Here is a 16,194-nt window from a genome sequence, read left to right on the forward strand (position 1 = left end):
GTCACTCGTGTCCTTTCAGGAAGTCGCGGCGCCAGGGCAGCTCGATCCGCCGCCCGGCACTGTCCGAGATCGTGAGCCGATCCCCGTCGACGGAAATGTTCGCGATATCGGCCCACCCCTCCGGACGGGGCAACGCGCCCATCACATGGCGGACGACATGGCTGCGCCCCGCGGCAAGCGGCAGGCCCGTCGCCACGCCCTCGGCGGCGACCGGATTGGCGGCCGCGGCCGCCGCTTCGCCGGCAGGCCCCGGGCAGCAGCCGTCCTCGATGCCCGTCACGCCGACGACCCGGCCATTCCATGGCGCATGGTCGCGCCCGCCGTTCGAAAACCAGAGCATGGTGACCGGCAGGACGGACGGATCCTTGAGGAAGAAGACGATGTCGTCCTCATCCTCGCGGATCACCGCGGACCAGCCGAGCGCCGCATCCGGCGCCTCGACGAGGGTGACGAAGTCCTCGTTGCGCCGGCCGATCGGCCAGCGCGAGAGATCGACGGTCTCACCCTCGGCGCCGGCCATCCGGCGAAGGTCGGTGCCGCGCGCCGGATAGGCAAGGCACGAACGGCCCGATTCGAAAACCTCGGCAAAGGTGAGTGCGGCGCGCTTGCGCGACGTGAAGAAACGCCCCCGGCCCGACAGGTGCAGCATCGGGTGATGGGCGACGGGCAGCACGCCCTCTCCCCCGTCGATCCCATGCTCCTGGTAGAGCAGCGGCGCGTCCTTCGCGATTTCGAGGCGCTTCGTGATCCGCGCGCCGGATACGTCGCGCGCGAGAACGGAGCGGATGGCATGGGGTTCGTGCACCTCCACACGCCACGGGCTGTTGGCGGTCCAGCCATGGGCGGGAACGTCCGGATCGGCGGCGGCCGCGAACGGGGCGCAGAAGAAGTCTCCGGCGAGCCGGCATTCGGCGGGCGAAAGGCCGGGAAGCGCCCGGGTCGCCGGCTCCTCCCGCCAGGGCGCGGCATAGAGCGGCTCGAACGACCGGCCGGCCCAGCGAAAGGACAGCCGCGGAATGTTGCCGACCGCGGGGTCGAACTGCAGCGCACCGCATGCCGTGCCGATGGACACGAGATCCCGCATCATTCGCCCCGGATGGCGAGGCCGCCGTCGCAGCGCACGATCTCGCCGGTGATGAAGCTCGCCTTGTCCGACGCCAGGAAGGCGACGAGTTCGGCGACCTCCATGGGCTGGCCGAAGCGGCCGATCGGATGCGCCCGGTTCCAGCTGTCGATCAGGGCCTGCGCGTCCTCGGTCTCCTCGAAGATCTTCTCGTTCATCGGCGTCATGATGGTGCCGGGCGCGACCGCGTTGACACGGATGCCCGCCTTGGCGAGGTCGATCGCGCATTGGCGGGTCAGCGCGATGATCGCCCCCTTGGCGGCGGCATAGGCCGGCCAGCCCTGAAAGCCGATCAGCCCCTGGACCGAGGAGAGGTTGACCACGGCCCCGCCGCCGCGCCTGCGGAGCAGGGGCACGCAGGCCTTCATCGTGCGCCAGAAGCCGGTCAGGTTGGTGTCGATCACCGTCGTCCAGCGTTCCTCGTCGATCTCGTCGATCACGCCGTTGAGGGCGACGGCGGCATTGTTCACGATGATGTCGAGGCCGCCGAAGCGCGTTTCGGCAAGCCGCGCCATCGCCTCCATGTCCGCAAGACGGCGGACGTCGCCGCTAAGGAACGCAACGTCGTTCCCGAGCCTGTCCGCCAGCGCCGCGCCGCTCGCCTCGTCGATGTCGGAAAAGACGACCTGCCCGCCCCGCGCCGCGAAAATCTCCACGCAGGAGCGGCCGATGCCCTTGGCGCCGCCCGTCACGACAATGACCTTGCCCTTGAATTCCATGATTATTCCATCCTGAACTGGGGATCGCGCTTTTCCAGGAAGGCATCGATCCCCTCCTGGCCGTCGGCCGTCGAATAGAGGCGGAACAGCACTTCCTGCTCGAGGCTCTTGGCCGCCTCGATGCCGGCATCCTGCCCTTCGCGCAGCAGCCGCTTCATCTCGGCCGCCGCCAGCGGGGCGACCTTGAGGCAGGCGCGCGCGCGCCGCAGGATGGCCTCGTCCATGCCCGCAGCGGGAACCACGTCGGCGGCGATGCCGAGCTCCAAGGCGCGCTGCGCCGAAAGCCGCCAGCCTGCGAGGAGAAGATCGGAGGCCGCATATTTGCCGACCGCCCGGAGCAGCCGCTGCGTGCCCCCGCCGCCCGGGCAGAGGCCGAGCCGGCCTTCCGGTAGGCCGAGCTGCGCCGTCTCGGAGAGGATGAGGATGTCGCAGCAGAGTGCGATCTCGAACCCGCCGCCGAGCGCAAAGCCGTCGACCGCGCAGATGACCGGCTTGCCGATGCGTTCGAGCCGGTCGAAGACGCGGCGGGAGTTGAACTGGTAGGCGGTGAATTCCGCCCGCTTGTTGCCCTGGTATTCGGCAATGTCGGCGCCCGCGACGAAGGCCTTGCCGCCCGCCCCGCGCAGCACGATGACGCGCACGCCGGGATCGGCGGCGGCGGCATCCAGTGCGGTCTCGAATTCCCGCATCAGCGGCGTCGAGAGCGCGTTCAGCTTTTCCGGCCGGTTGAAGAGAAGCTGGCGGATGCCGGGAGAAAGATCCGTCGGTTCGATCAGCGCCATGGCCTAACCTTTCACGGCACCGGCGGTGATGCCGGCGACGAAGTAGCGTTGCAGGAAGAAGAAGACGGCCATGACGGGCAACGAGACCATGACCGAGGAGGCCATGAGCTCGCCGTAGCGGATACCGTACTGGCCGATGAAGTCGTTGAGACCGACCGGCAGGGTGCGCATCTCCTTCGTCGAGGTGAAGGAAAGCGCGAAGAGGAATTCCTGCCAGGTCACGATCAGCACATAGACCGAGGTCGCGATGAGGCCCGGCCGGGAGAGCGGCACGACGATGTCCCAGAACACCCGCATCGGCGTCGCGCCGTCCACGGCCGCCGATTCCTCCAGCGCCGCCGGAAGCTTCAGCAGGAACCCCCGCAGCATCCAGATCGCCACCGGCAGCGTCACCGACACATAGGCAAGGATCAGCGACCAGTAGGTGTTGAGCAGATTGGCGCCGCGCATCATCTTGTAGATCGGGATGATGATCGCCGAGTGGGGAAACATCTGGGCCAGGACCACCAGCCCGATCAGCGCCGAGATGGCGGCAAGCTGCCCGCGGGTGAAGCTGTAGGCGGCGAAAAGGCCGAGGCTGACCGTGATGGCGACCGTCGAAAGCGACACGACGAGCGAGTTGAGGAAGTAGGTCCGGAATTCGGGCCGGAACGCCGTGATGTAGTTGCCGATCGTCGGGTCGTCGGGCCAGAGCCGCGCCGGGATCGCGAAGGGTTCCGTCGGCGGCTTGAGGCTGACGGAGATCATCCAGAAGAACGGCAGGAGGACGACGGTCGCCAGCAGGAGCTGGAGCAGCATCAGTCCGAGGCGCGTCGCGCGGGTCTGGTTCATGCTGCGGCCCTCCGCCGGCTGGCCCCGCCCTGGACGATGGCGTAGAGCGCCACGAGCACGGACAGCACGAGGATCGAGAACACGCCGTAGGTCGCCGCCTCGCCGAAGCGGAACTGGCCGAAGCCCGTTTCGAAGATCTTGGTCGGGAAGATGTGGGTCGCCGATTGCGGACCGCCCTTGGTCAGCACCCAGATGATGTCGAAATAGTTGAAGGTGAGGATCAGCGTCAGCACGATATTGACCACGATGACGTCCCGGATCGCCGGCAGCGTGACGTCGAGCAGGCGGCGGACCGGTCCCGCCCCGTCGAGCATCGCCGCCTCGATCTGGCTCCTGTCGACGTTCTGAAGCGCCGCCAGATAGATCAGCATGGAGAAGGGAAACCCCTTCCAGACGGCCGCGACGATCACGGAGGCCATGGCCATGCGGCTGTCGGCGAGCCAGGCGACACTGTTCTCGATAAGCCCCGCCGAAAGAAGCAGCGAGTTCACGAGGCCGAGCTGCGGATCGTACATGAAGCGCCACAGGATCGCGGCAACGACGCCCGGCAGGATGAAGGGCAGGAGCACGATGGCGCGCAAGGCGCCCTGCATCGGCAGGTTCTGGTTCAGCAGCAGCGCGGCGAGGAAGCCGAAGACGTTCTGGAGCAGCACCACGCCGAGCGTCCAGACGATCGAGTTGACGAGCACTTCCGCAAAGGTGCCGTCCGCGAGCACGCGCCGGTAGAGCGCGAGGCCCGCGAACTTCGGATCCGGGTTCAGAAAGCTCGTCTCGTGAAAGCTCTCATAGACCGTACCGACCATCGGATAGTACAGCATGACCGCCATCAGAAGCAGGGCGGGTGCAAGAAGCAGCCAGTAAAGCCGGCGGTCTTGGCGCATCGGAAAAGCCTTGTCCTGTGCCGCACCCCGTTTCCGGGATGCGGCGGAAGATGGATTAGTCGAGGGCGTTGATGGCGTCGCAGGCCTTCGCCGCCGCATCGGCCGGCTTGCCGCCCGCATAGATGTCCTGGAACATGGCGACCTGCGCATCGGCAAGCTCGAGATAGCGCGGCGAGAGCGGCCGTGCCTTGGCATTGTCGAGATGCGTCATGATCGTCTGCGGCTCCTGGCGGTTCTTCGCCAGGAAGGCTTCGGCAGCCTTCTTGTTGGCCGGGATGAGGTCGACGACGTCGCCGTTGACATCCTCGCGCACCATGAACTGGATGAATTTCCAGGCCGCGTCCTTGTGCGCGGAGGTTTCGAAGACGGCGAGGTTCCAGCCGCCGAAGGTGCCGACCGGGGTCTTGCCCTCGGGCGCCGTGCCGTTCACGAAGCCCCAGCTGAGGCTGCTCTTCTGCAGGGTCGGCTGCTCCAGCGCGGGCCAGAACTCGATGGCCAGCGAGCCGTTCAGGAACAATTCGCGCATGTCGCCCGACGAAGCGTTCAGGATGCCGCCGGGCGCGAACTTCGAAAGCTCCTGGAGATAGGCGAGCGCCTCGACGGCGGGCGCCTCGGTCAGGGCGCAGCTTCCGTCGTCGTTGAGGATCCGGCCGCCATTCGAGAAGATGAAGGAATCGCCGACGACGACCGTGTCCTCGCCCTTGTGGCCGAACAGGCCGACACCGAACTTGCCGTCGGCCGTAAGCTTCTCGGCCGCCGCCTTCAGGCCCTCGAAGGTGCCGAGGCTGGCCGGATCGACCTTGGCCGCATCGAGCAGCGCCTTGTTGTAGTAGCTGAACTGCCAGACATCGACATTGAACGGAATGCCGTAGAGCTTGCCGTCCAGCACGGCCGAATCCCAGGCGCCGCCGAAGAAGCCGTCACGGGAAAGACCGGCCGCGGCGGCCTCTTCCGTCAGATCGGAGACCGCACCCGCCTTGGCGAAGGCGCCGACCCAGATCTGGTCGAGCGTCGCGATGTCGGGCGCATTGCCGCCCTGCACCGCCGTCAGCAGCCGCTGCTGATATTCCGGATAGGGAACGGTCGTGACCTCGATCCTGATATCGGGGTTTTCCGTCATGAACCGCTCGACCGCCGCCTTCTGCACATCGGAGAGGCCGCTTTCGGTCTGCTGGTTGTCCCAGAACTGAAGCGTCACCTGCTGGGCAAGCACCGGGCCTGCCGAAAGCAGGGCCGTTCCAAGAAATACGGTCGTCATCAGTGATCGCGTCATGGTTTCCTCCCTCGCGATTGGATTGTCTCAGGACTGAATTCTGTAGTTCCCGTCCGCCTCTGCCGTCGGCTCGGGATGGATTTCGCCCGCGATCAGCACGTCGATGCCGACCGAACGGAAGCGCTGGCGATCCTCGGGCAAGGCGCCGTCGTCGGTGAGCACGGAGCGGATCTGCGAGATGCCGGCGATGCGATGGTTGGCGTCCGAGCCGAGCGCGACGCTGTCGGCGAGCACGATGCCCACCTCCGCCGCATTGATGAACCGCAGCGCCGCCAGCGCCCGGCGCTCGTCGAGCGAGGAAAGGCCGAAGCCGGGCGTCACGCCGTCGACCGCAATGAAGGCAAGATGCGGGCGCACCCGCTCGAAGATCGCCCCGAGGCTGGGGCCGACGAGGCAGCGGTCCGCCTTCTGGTATTCCCCGGCGGTCAGGATCACCTTGATCGCCGAAACGTCCTCCAGCGCATGCAGCACGTCAAACGCGTTCGTCACGACCGTGACGCCCTGGAGCTGTTCCGGCTTGCGCACCGCCAGGCTGCGCAGTTCCTCTGCAAGGAACGTGTTCGCCTGCCCCTCGTTCAGGGCGACGACCATTCCCGGGCGAACGAGCTGGGCCGCGCTTTGCGCGATTTCGCGGCGCAGCCGGGCGATCTCCGCGGAAATGCCGTGATGCGGCGGCGACACGACGAGCGTGGCGCCATAGAGCGCGCAGCGCACCTGCATGGCCGCCGCCATGCTGCGGTACCAGTCGTGCGCCGGATAATGCGGCAGGAAGCCGATCCGGCGCGTGCGGAGAAGCTTCGCCTGGAAGCTTAGGCGAATGTCGCCCAGCCGTTCCAGGACGTCCTCCCTCAGGCGCCAGCCCTGGGCGCCCGTCTCGAAATAGTCGGACAGGGTTTGCGGCGTGACGATGGCATGCGGCGTGACGGTATCCGGCGGGTTCTGTCCGAGAATGCCGAGAACGGCCATGTCGATGGCAAGGCGACCGACGACCTCCGGGAACAGGGCGCCGACGGCCCGAAGCGGACCGCTTTCGAGAAGCCGCGCCATGAACGCGGCGCTTTCGCCCCCCATCGAATAGACGGCGACCTTCCTGTCCAGGCGCTCCGCCGCCTCGATCCCGGCTATGGCGGCATGATCGTTCACCGCGAAGACCAGGTTGATCGTCTCGTCCGCCGCGAAGGCATCGTGGGCGACGCGCAGGCCGATCCGGTAGCTGCCCTGCCCGTTGACCCGATGAACGGCCGCAGGCTTGACGCCCGCCTCGGCCAGGCCCGCCTCGAAACCCGCCACGCGCTCGCGCGTGTTGGGCAGTTCGGCGACGCCGATCACGAGCATCGAGAGCGGCCTGTCGCCGACCTCGCGGGCCGCCAGCCGGCCGAGCTCCACCCCTGCGGCGAAATTGTCCGGGCCGAGATAGGCCCCGCCCGGCTGGGACGCGCTTTCCGCGATGAAGGGGATGCCACGGCGCACGATTTCCCGCCTGAGCACCTCGCTTCCCCGGCCGGTGATCGGCGGCAGGATGACGGCATTGAGCGAATCGAGATCGGAGGCGAGCGGGTTCGTCTCCGCGCCCGGCAGCACCCCCTTGGCGCGCACGAGCACATCGTCCGGCATCACCGCCCCGCCGTGGCGTCGCCGGAGCGCACCGAGCTCGTCCAGATGGACAAGGTCGCGCCGGATCGTCACGGCGGCGACACCGGGCATGAAGCGTTGCAACTCCTCCATGCTCACCACGCCCTGTTGGCGCAGCAGGGAAAGAATCCGCGCATGTCGCTGCTCTTTGATCATTTGATCTCCTCTCCGACTACAATCACGAAGGCATCGCAGGATATCAACGACAAGACGGGCGGGATCGACTACGGACGGAGATCATTCAGTAGATAGTGATCAAAAACGATCACGCAGGTATTCCCGCGCGACGGCTCTCCAGGCGGGTGCGCAGCAGGGCACGGTTGCCGAGATCCGCCAACGCGTCGTGCCTCGCCATAGGGCGAGCCGCTCTTCATTCCCCTTGCGTGCCTGAATATTCTCGGCGGCACCGCAGGCGCGCATGGAAATCCACATGAAGCCGGCGACGACTTCGGGAGCCGCGTTGGGCAGGAGGACGATGGACGAGAGCGTCTTGTGGAAGTTTATCGGCCGCCGGAACGCGATCGCCGAGATGAGGAGGGCGATTTACTTCTTGCCCGTCACTCCGGACGGACGAGGAGCCCGTTCAGGACAGTGTTCGTGATCGTTTTCGCAGCCAGGTCGTAATCGGCGGTTCGAAGCTGCCGGACGTCCAGCGCGTCGCATGCGAGCGCCTCGAACTCGACGTAGAACTGGGTAGCCGACCACAGCAGGATGAAGAGGTGCCGTGCATCCACCCTGACGATCTTTCTCGCCTCCGCCCAGCCATCGAGTACACCGGCCTTTTCAGCGGTGACCCTGCGCATATGCTCGCGCGCTTCAAGCGAAAGGTGCTCCGCCCCCTGCAGGATTTCGTTGGCGAACAAGCGCGTTTCGGCCGCGTTCCCGCGGGCATGCTCCAGCTTGGCCCGAACATAAGCCTCGATTGCCTCCGCGGGCTCGCGGTCTGCGGATATATGACGGAACGCTTCGTCCCAACTATGGATCAGGCGGTCGATCGTGGCGTTGTAGATCTCCTCCTTCGACGAGAAGTAGTAGTAGACATTGCCCTTCGGCAGCCCCGATGCCTTTGCGATCTCGACGATCCGGGCGCCATCCAGTCCCTTCCTCGAAAAGACCTCGACGGCTGCAGTCAGGATCTTGAGCACGTTCCGCGCCCTGATCCGCTCATCCGAAACAGCGTGCGAAGGAACCCCTCGACCAGAGGTCACATTGTTGGTTTTCGGTTCCTCTGCCATCGTCTATCCCGTTAATTTATTTAGATTTTATGCGCGACCGCCGCTCATTCCAACGGTCAATTCTTCCTGGTGGAGCTTGCCGGGCGGGCGTTCTGGCTCTCCCGGATTCGAAGCACCAATAAAAAGGAAGTTGACAAGATGGTCAACTTTCTTCATGAAAAGCTGACAAAACGGTCAGGTTCTGGAGGAGCCGCCGCAATTCGACTGCCTTGAGGAGGGTGCGCATGGCCATGTCGCTACGGGCCGCCATGACCGAATTCATGGCCGACTGGTCGACCGACCTGGACGAGACCTGGCGCGCGCTCATCGGGCATGCGGGCCCTGATTTCTATGCGGTGGCGCCCGAGCTCGAGCTTGAGGTCTGGGAACCGATCTTTCCCGTCCGCCGCGGAAAGCACTTTCCGGGAATGCCCGCCGGCGCCCATTGCCTGCGGGCCTTCGACGGGATCGCTCCTGAGGACGTTCGCTGCGTCATCCTCGGCCAGGACCCCTACCCCGAACCCGGCTTTGCGACCGGCCGGGCCTTCGAGGCGGGAAACCTCGCCGAATGGCGCGAGATGGACAAGATGTTCTCGAAGAGCATCCGCGCCTGGACCCAGCTGATCGTGGCGGCCCGGACCGGGGACCTCTCCTACGCCCGCAGTTTCGCCGAGTGGCCAAGGACGCATGCCGCCATCGAGAACGGCACCGTCGCGCTGGAAGCCCCGTCCCGCATAGCGGATCGCTGGGTCGGCGAAGGCGTTCTGCTGCTCAACGCCTCGCTCACGCTCACCCGCTTCAAGGTCGAGATCGATGCGCACCAGTCCAGGGGCCATTTGCGGCTCTGGCGCCCGATCATCCTGGAGACCCTGCGCAGGCTCGTGGCGCAGGGAAGACCGCTCGTGTTCATGGGTTTCGGTGACGCGGCGGCGGAGGCGTTCGCCGAGGCCGGCATCGACGAACGGGTCGGCGGCCCCTTCCGCTGCATCCTGCGCGACCACCCTGCCCGCGCCGACGCCGTCCTTTCAAGGCCCAACCCTTTCATTCTCTGCAACGACTACCTGGAGGAGATGGGCGCTCGTCCCATCGCGTGGTGACCATGGCGGCAACGAAGACATACGATTTCATCATCATCGGCGCCGGCTCGGCCGGCTGCGTGCTGGCCAACCGCCTGTCCGCCGATCCCGCCAACAAGGTGCTTTTGCTGGAAGCCGGCGGCAAGGACCTTAATCCGCTGTTCCGCCTGCCCATGCTGATGGGCAAGCTGTTCCATTCGGGCATCTACAACTGGCATTATCATACGGAGCCGGAGCCGCACCTGAACGGGCGCTCGCTCTACTGGCCGCGCGGCAAGGTGCTCGGCGGCACGTCCACCATCAACGGCATGATCTATGTGCGCGGCAACCGTCACGACTATGACCGATGGGCGCAGATGGGCGCTGCCGGCTGGTCCTATGACGAGGTCCTGCCGGCCTTCCTGCGGTCCGAGGCCCACGTCCAGCGCAACGGCGCCTTCCACAACACCGAGGGCGAACTTACCGTCTGCCGGGCACGCGGGTGGAACGGGCTTCTCGATGTCTTCAACCAGGCAGGCGGAGAGGCCGGATACCCGCTCAATGACGACTTCAACGGCGAGGAGCAGGAAGGTTTCGGCCGCTATGACTTCACCATCACCAAGGGCAAGCGCTGCTCCACGGCCTATGCCTTCCTGCGGCCCGCAAGAGACCGCCCGAACCTGACGATCCTGACCCGTGCCCATACGAGGCGCGTGCTCATCGAGAACGGCCGCGCGGTCGGCGTCGAGTTCAGTCGAAGGGGCAACACGTCGAAAGCCTATGCGGACCGCGACGTGATCCTCTCGGCCGGCGTGGTCAACTCGCCGCAGATTCTCATGCTTTCGGGAATCGGCGCGGCCGACGAGCTTGCGGAACACGATATCCGTGTCGTCCGGGACCTTCCGGGCGTCGGCAAGAACCTTCAGGACCATGTCGACTGCGTCATGGCCTATGAGTGCCGCGAACCGGTCACGCTCTATTCGGACCTCAGGGCCGACAAGCTCACCTGGTCCGTTGTCCAGGGCATGCTGTTCGGGGAAGGCATCGCCACGACCTTCCCCTACGAGGCCGGGGCCTTCGTCAAGTCGCGCACCGACCTTGCGGCGCCGGACATCCAGCTTCACTTCATGCCGGCGCTCGAAAAGACGGCAAACCTGCATTTCCCGAACCCGTTCAGGAAGGAGCGGGTGGAAGCCAATCACGGCTTCTCGCTGCGTGTCGGCCCGGTCAATCCCGAAAGCCGGGGCGAGATCACGCTGCGCTCGGCCGACCCGATGGATCGCCCGCGCATCACCGCGAACTACCTGCAGACCGAGTTCGACATCCGCACGATGATCAACGCCATCCGCATCACGCGCGAGATCATCAGCCAGAAGGCTTTCGACAAGTATCGCGGCCAGGAACTCGCGCCGGGGCCGGCCGTCGAAAGCGATGCCGAAATGGTCACATGGCTGCGCGCCAATGCCATGACGACGTTCCACCCCGTCGGCACCTGCAAGATGGGCAGCGATCCGATGGCCGTGGTCGATTCCCGCCTGAACGTTCACGGCATCAAGGGGCTGCGCGTCGCCGACGCCTCGATCATGCCGATCATTTCCAGCGGCAACACCAATGCCCCGGCGATCATGATCGGGGAAAGAGCCGCCGATTTCATTCTCAAGGAGACATCCAGATGATCGTCGAGCATCGCACCTACACATTCCGGCCGGGAACCGTCGACGGCTGGCTGAAGAAATACGAGGCCGAGGGCCTGCCGATCCAGAAACGGCACCTGAACACGTTTCTCGGGCTCTATGTCAGCGAGATCGGTTCCCTGCACACGACGGTGCTGATGTGGGGCTACGACAACCTCGCGGACCGCGAGGCGCGGCGGACCGCCATGTATGCCGATCCCGAATGGCAGGCGTTCATTTCCGGGGTCTGGTCCCTCGATGCGATCCAGCGCCAGGACGTGATGATCATGAACCCGGCGCCATTCTCGCCGGGCGCCTGAAGCGGGAAGCGGGCACCCCCGCATCACGAAAGAAATCGGCTGGCGCGCTGCGCCTGCCCAACGACAAGAAGACGCAGACATCGAACCTCCAGAGCAAGGGAATGGGAAAATGACGAACAGAACCTCGAATGAAATCAACGTGCTGCGCCATGCGATCGGCCGCCGCTCCTTCCTCAGGACGTCGGCGGGATTGGCCGCCTTCACCATGGCGGGCGGTCTTTTGACGGCCGTGGCACATGCGTCGGGCGGCCTCGTGGCGCTGGTGCACACGCAGGCGGCAGGCGATGCCGGCCCGGTGGACTCGATGATCGCCAAGCTCAAGCAGCTCTCCGGGGAACAGGGCTTCGAATATCGCGCGGTCTACGCTCAGGACCCGGCGACCTACGAGACCATCTTCCGCACGCTGGGCGATGCCGGCGCGGCGGTTATCGTATCGACCTTCAACGAGGTCGCGGAACCCTTCAAGGCGCTTGCGCCGTCGTACCCCGACACAAAGTGGATCCAGCTTTTCGCCGACCCCTTCGAGCCGGCGATCCCGAACGTCGTGACGGTCGCCTACGACTACTATCTCGGTTGCTACCTTTCCGGCATCTTCGCTGCGCGCGTCAGCAAGTCGGGCAAGCTGGGCTTCATCGGCGGCGTCTCCATTCCGCCGATCAATGCCGACTACAACGCGTTCAAGGCAGGCGCGGAATCGGTGCGTCCGGACGTGTCGGTAACGGTCGCCTTCGCCGGCTCCTTCCAGGACCCGGCCAAGGGACAGGAGATCGCGACCCAGATGTATTCGAGCGGCATCGACTACATCCAGACCGACGCGGCCGCGACCGACTTCGGCATCATCGCCGCGGCGAACGAGGTGGAAGGCCGGCTGGTCAGCGTGCTCGATCCGGCACAGTTCCCGCAGGGACCCAGGTCCGTCATTTCGATCGTCGGCCTGGACTTCGGCACCTCGCTCTACAACGAAGTCACGAAAGCGCTCGGCAGCGGTTTTGCCGGTGGCACCCATGAGCATACCGGCCTCGGAACGGGCGTGATCGACTTCATTCGCTCTCCCCTCTTCGCCGAGCAGGGGCCGGCGGACATCATCACCAGGGCAAAGGAAGTCGAGCCCGAAATAGCCGCGGCGCGGGCGGCGATCCTGGACGGGTCGCTCAAGGTGCCGTTCAATACGAACCTCTGACCTTCCATCGGATCATGCTGCGATGAAAGAAGACAGATCCCCCATATTTGAATGCCGCGATGTGACGGTGCGCTACGGCCCCGTCGTCGCGCTCTGCGGTGTCGGAGCCGTCTTCGAACGTGGCATGATCCACGCCGTGGTCGGGCAGAACGGCGCGGGCAAGACGACCTTTGCCCGCGTCCTGGCCGGTCTCGTGCGCCCGGCATCCGGCGAACTTGCGATCGACGGGCGGTCCCTTCCGGGCGGCAATGTCAACGATGCCCGCATGGCGGGCGTCGAGCTCGTCCACCAGAGTTTCGCCCTGCCGCCCTCCTTCACCGTTGCCGAGGCGATGCAGTTCGGCGCCGCGGGCGGAGGGATGTTCAGCAGGAGCCGCCTGGAAAAACGGTGGCAACCCCATCTCGACGCGCTCGATGTCAAGGTCCAGGCCCGGCAGCGCATCCGCGACCTGCCGGTGGAAACGCAGCAGGGCGTGGAAATCGCCCGCGCGCTCGTCTCGGATGCCAAGCTGCTCATCCTCGACGAGCCGACGGCGGTGCTCTCGCCGGAAGGCGCGGAAAAGCTCTTCGAGCGCGTCCGCCGATTGAAGGAGCGCGGCGTCACGGTCATCCTGATCCTGCACAAGATCCGGGAAGTCCTGGCCATCGCCGACACGGTGACGGTCCTGCGCGGCGGGCGGCTTGTCGATGGACCGCTGGCCTGTGCCGGCATAGACGCGGATCGCCTGGCGGAACTCATCATCGGCCCGGCTGGCGCGCGCGCCCTGAATTCCGAGGACAAGGCCGCGCTGACCGGCGCGGCGGCGGTGACACATGCCGGGCAGCACGACGCCCCCGCCGGCGCCACGCCCATCCTCAGGATGCGCGCCGTTTCCACGCGGCCCGATCCCGAGGGCCCGGCGCTCGAAAAGGTCGACCTCGACATCCGCCCGGGAGAAATCATCGGGGTGGCGGGCGTCGAAGGCAATGGGCAACGGACGCTCGTGCGGGCGATCTCGGCGCTGGCGGACCTCGTCGAGGGCGAGATCGCCATCGGCGACAGCGACGTGACCCGCGCCCCGCTTGCGGCCCGGCGCGCGGCCGGGCTGCGCGTCATCCCCTTCGAGCGCAATGTCGAAGGACTGAGCCTGACCAGCTCGCTCTGGGAGAACTGGTCGGCCCGCAGCCTTCTCCAGATGCCGCTCCTTTCCGCCATCAGCCCCGTCGCCATACGCAGGGAGTGCGATACGGCGCTCAAGCAATGGGACGTGCGCTATTCCGAGGTCGGCCAGCGGGCCGGCTCGCTCTCCGGCGGAAACGCGCAGAAGGTCATCCTGTCGCGCGAAATGGACGAAAGCGCCCGCCTCATCCTTGCCGCACAGCCGACGCGCGGCCTCGACATCGGGGCGACGTCGTTCGTATGGGAATCGATGCGCAGCGCGCGCTCGCGCGGCTGCGGCCTGCTGTTCATCTCCTCCGATCTCGACGAGATCTTCGACATCTCCGATCGGGTGATCGTCATGCTGTCCGGACGCATCGTCGCGCAGTTCCGTCCCCCCTATGATATCACCGCCGTCGGCGCGGCCATGACAGGAGTGCTGAGATGATCGATCGTCTTGTCTCGGTTTTCCGTGCCCTGATCTTCATCCTGATCGGCCTTGCGCTTTGCGGCATGATCTTCCAGGCGGCCGGCTACTCGGCGCCGTTGATGTTCCACGCGATCGCCGATGGCGCCTTCCTGCGGACCGGCGCCCTGCAGCAGGCGCTTCGCTGGGGCCTGCCGCTGTTCATCACGGCGGTCGGCGTGGCCGTTTCCTTCCGGGCGGGCTATTTCAATATCGGCGCCCAGGGACAGTTCTACATGGGAGCCATCGCGGCCGCCTTCATGGCGGAATGGCTGAACGGCGCACCGGCTCCCGTCGTGATACCGGCCTGCTTTCTTGCCGGCATGACGGGCGGCGCGCTTTGGGCGCTTTGGCCTGGCCTGCTCCGGCTGAAGTCGGGCGCCGACGAGGTGATCACCACGCTGATGGGCAACTTCATCGCCGGCCTGGTGCTTCTCTACGTGACGGCCGGGCCGCTGAAGGACCCGTCGGGCACGGGGCAGCAGGCCTCCAGCCGGCCGCTCGACGGCACCTACCGCATCAGCGACTCGCTCGGCCTGTCCCCGACGATCATCGGCATTGCCGTGGTGGTCGGCGTGGTCCTGTGGCTTCTCGTCAACCGCACGGCCTTAGGGGTCTTGTCGGGCCTTGCCGGCCGAAACCCGACGATGGTCGAATGGCAGGGGGCAAGGACCTGGCGCATCGGGCTTGCGAGCTTCCTCCTCAGCGGCGCCCTTGCCGGTCTTGCCGGCACCATCGAGTTCATGGGACCCAACGGGCGGCTGACCGGCGGTTTCCTGCCGGGTCACGGCTTCACGGCCATCCTCATCGCGCTCGTCGCCAATTTCTCCGTCGTCGGGACGGCCTTCGTCTCGCTGTTCTTCGGCGGCCTCGCCTCGGCCGCCCTGTACCTGCCGATCATGGCCGGCCTGCCGTCCTCGGCGATCGACATCATCAATGCGGCCATCGCGCTCTTCATCACCGCAAAGTCCAGTCTCGTCGACCGGATCGCGAAACTCGGGGGACGGATATGGAAGACTTCGTAATCGCCATCCTGCGCTCCGGCACGCCGCTGATCTATGTGGCCCTTGCCGGCGTCATCGCCCAGCGCGCCGGCATCTGGCATCTCGGCCTGGAGGGGCTGATGATCACCGGCGCCTGCGCAACGGTTCTCGGCATCGTGCTCACGCAATCGATCTGGCTCGCCCTTCTCGGAGCGATCGTGGCCTGCGTCCTCGGTTCGATCCTGTTCTGGTTCGTGGTGGAGAAGCTCAAAGCCAACCAGATCATCGCCGGCCTCGGGCTTTCGGGCCTCGGGCTTGGCGGCACGGCGCTCGCCGTCCAGTCGATATTCGGGACACAGGCGGCGGTCAGCGCGCCCTTCGGCCTGCCGCGCATCGGCCCGGCATTCGGAGTCTTCGGCTCGCTCTCCATCCTGGTCTTCATCATGCCGGCGATCGTGTTCGCGATGTGGGTGCTGTTGCGGCGAACCCGTTTCGGCCTGCGCCTTGCGGCGTCGGGCGAGCATCCCTTCGCCGCGCGCGGCGTTGGCGTCAACCCGTCGGCGATGCGCCTTGTCGCGCTGATGATCGGCGGCGTGCTCTGCGCGCTTGCCGGCGCCGAGCTCGCCACCGGAAGCCTCCAGATCTTCGCCCAGAACATGACGGCCGGCCGGGGGTTCATGGGCTTTGCCGCCGTCATCTTCGGCGCCGGCCATCCCATCGGGGCAACCCTTGCCGCGGTGTTCTTTGCCGTTGTCGGCGCGCTCGGCATCAGGGCGCAGCTTACCTTCGGCGATCGCATCCCGCACGATCTGCTGCTGGCCCTGCCCTACATCGCGACCGTCCTCGGCATCTGGCTGAGCACGCAGTTGCGCGGCGGCACCAGGGCAAACAACGCCTTCGGCGAGCTGCGCGACCAATGACACCG

At 66.1% G+C, this 16,194-nt stretch carries 15 protein-coding genes and 1 pseudogene; 7 read left to right on the plus strand and 9 right to left on the minus strand.

What is annotated here, in order from left to right; translation table 11 throughout:
• Position 1: 1 nt before the first annotated feature.
• The 9 genes and pseudogenes from MUU56_RS08700 to MUU56_RS08735 all read right to left on the minus strand — a co-directional run bounded on the left by MUU56_RS08700 (position 2) and on the right by MUU56_RS08735 (position 8,476).
• Positions 2-1,084: a hypothetical protein gene (locus tag MUU56_RS08700; RefSeq protein WP_244766911.1), complete on the minus strand. Its 1,083-nt coding sequence runs from the start codon at positions 1,082-1,084 to the stop codon at positions 2-4.
• Positions 1,084-1,842: an SDR family NAD(P)-dependent oxidoreductase gene (locus MUU56_RS08705; RefSeq protein WP_244766912.1), complete on the minus strand. Its 759-nt coding sequence runs from the start codon at positions 1,840-1,842 to the stop codon at positions 1,084-1,086. The genes MUU56_RS08700 and MUU56_RS08705 overlap by 1 nt, the downstream gene beginning before the upstream one ends.
• A 2-nt stretch (positions 1,843-1,844) precedes the next feature.
• Positions 1,845-2,624 (minus strand): enoyl-CoA hydratase/isomerase family protein, encoded by a 780-nt coding sequence (locus MUU56_RS08710; RefSeq protein ID WP_244766913.1) that lies wholly within the window; start codon positions 2,622-2,624, stop codon positions 1,845-1,847.
• A gap of 3 nt (positions 2,625-2,627) precedes the next feature.
• Positions 2,628-3,455, minus strand: a complete 828-nt coding sequence (locus MUU56_RS08715; RefSeq protein WP_244766914.1) for a carbohydrate ABC transporter permease — start codon at positions 3,453-3,455, stop codon at positions 2,628-2,630.
• Positions 3,452-4,336 carry a carbohydrate ABC transporter permease gene (locus tag MUU56_RS08720; protein ID WP_244766915.1) on the minus strand — a complete coding sequence of 295 codons (885 nt, stop codon included), beginning with the start codon at positions 4,334-4,336 and terminating at the stop codon, positions 3,452-3,454. Before MUU56_RS08720 ends, MUU56_RS08715 begins: the two co-directional genes overlap by 4 nt.
• 55 nt (positions 4,337-4,391) lie before the next feature.
• Positions 4,392-5,609, minus strand: coding sequence for an ABC transporter substrate-binding protein (locus MUU56_RS08725; RefSeq protein WP_244766916.1), 1,218 nt, complete (start codon positions 5,607-5,609; stop codon positions 4,392-4,394).
• Between the two features lie 27 nt (positions 5,610-5,636).
• Positions 5,637-7,397: a substrate-binding domain-containing protein gene (locus MUU56_RS08730; protein WP_244766917.1), complete on the minus strand. Its 1,761-nt coding sequence runs from the start codon at positions 7,395-7,397 to the stop codon at positions 5,637-5,639.
• 249 nt (positions 7,398-7,646) lie between these two features.
• Positions 7,647-7,775 (minus strand): annotated as a pseudogene (locus MUU56_RS32815) (sugar ABC transporter permease); the annotation flags it as partial.
• A gap of 23 nt (positions 7,776-7,798) precedes the next feature.
• Positions 7,799-8,476 carry a TetR family transcriptional regulator C-terminal domain-containing protein gene (locus MUU56_RS08735; RefSeq protein WP_244766918.1) on the minus strand — a complete coding sequence of 226 codons (678 nt, stop codon included), beginning with the start codon at positions 8,474-8,476 and terminating at the stop codon, positions 7,799-7,801.
• A gap of 224 nt (positions 8,477-8,700) precedes the next feature.
• On the opposite strand from MUU56_RS08735, the gene MUU56_RS08740 reads away from it, so the two are divergent.
• The 7 genes from MUU56_RS08740 (at position 8,701) to MUU56_RS08770 (ending at position 16,189) form a co-directional block, all read left to right on the plus strand.
• On the plus strand, positions 8,701-9,552 hold the full coding sequence (locus tag MUU56_RS08740; RefSeq protein ID WP_244766919.1) for a uracil-DNA glycosylase family protein: 852 nt from the start codon (positions 8,701-8,703) through the stop codon (positions 9,550-9,552).
• Between the two features lie 2 nt (positions 9,553-9,554).
• On the plus strand, positions 9,555-11,186 hold the full coding sequence (locus tag MUU56_RS08745; protein WP_244766920.1) for a GMC family oxidoreductase: 1,632 nt from the start codon (positions 9,555-9,557) through the stop codon (positions 11,184-11,186).
• Complete coding sequence (locus MUU56_RS08750) at positions 11,183-11,503, plus strand: NIPSNAP family protein (protein WP_244766921.1); 321 nt, start codon at positions 11,183-11,185, stop codon at positions 11,501-11,503. Before MUU56_RS08745 ends, MUU56_RS08750 begins: the two co-directional genes overlap by 4 nt.
• Positions 11,504-11,657: 154 nt before the next feature.
• Positions 11,658-12,683, plus strand: coding sequence for a BMP family ABC transporter substrate-binding protein (locus MUU56_RS08755; protein ID WP_398431205.1), 1,026 nt, complete (start codon positions 11,658-11,660; stop codon positions 12,681-12,683).
• A gap of 61 nt (positions 12,684-12,744) precedes the next feature.
• On the plus strand, positions 12,745-14,268 hold the full coding sequence (locus tag MUU56_RS08760) for an ABC transporter ATP-binding protein (RefSeq protein WP_244766923.1): 1,524 nt from the start codon (positions 12,745-12,747) through the stop codon (positions 14,266-14,268).
• Positions 14,265-15,311 (plus strand): ABC transporter permease, encoded by a 1,047-nt coding sequence (locus tag MUU56_RS08765; protein WP_244766924.1) that lies wholly within the window; start codon positions 14,265-14,267, stop codon positions 15,309-15,311. The genes MUU56_RS08760 and MUU56_RS08765 overlap by 4 nt, the downstream gene beginning before the upstream one ends.
• Positions 15,296-16,189, plus strand: a complete 894-nt coding sequence (locus MUU56_RS08770) for an ABC transporter permease (protein ID WP_244766925.1) — start codon at positions 15,296-15,298, stop codon at positions 16,187-16,189. The genes MUU56_RS08765 and MUU56_RS08770 overlap by 16 nt, the downstream gene beginning before the upstream one ends.
• The last annotated feature ends 5 nt before the right edge of the window (positions 16,190-16,194 follow it).

This window comes from Shinella yambaruensis, from assembly GCF_022899355.1.
Taxonomy (GTDB): Bacteria; Pseudomonadota; Alphaproteobacteria; order Rhizobiales; family Rhizobiaceae; genus Shinella; species Shinella yambaruensis.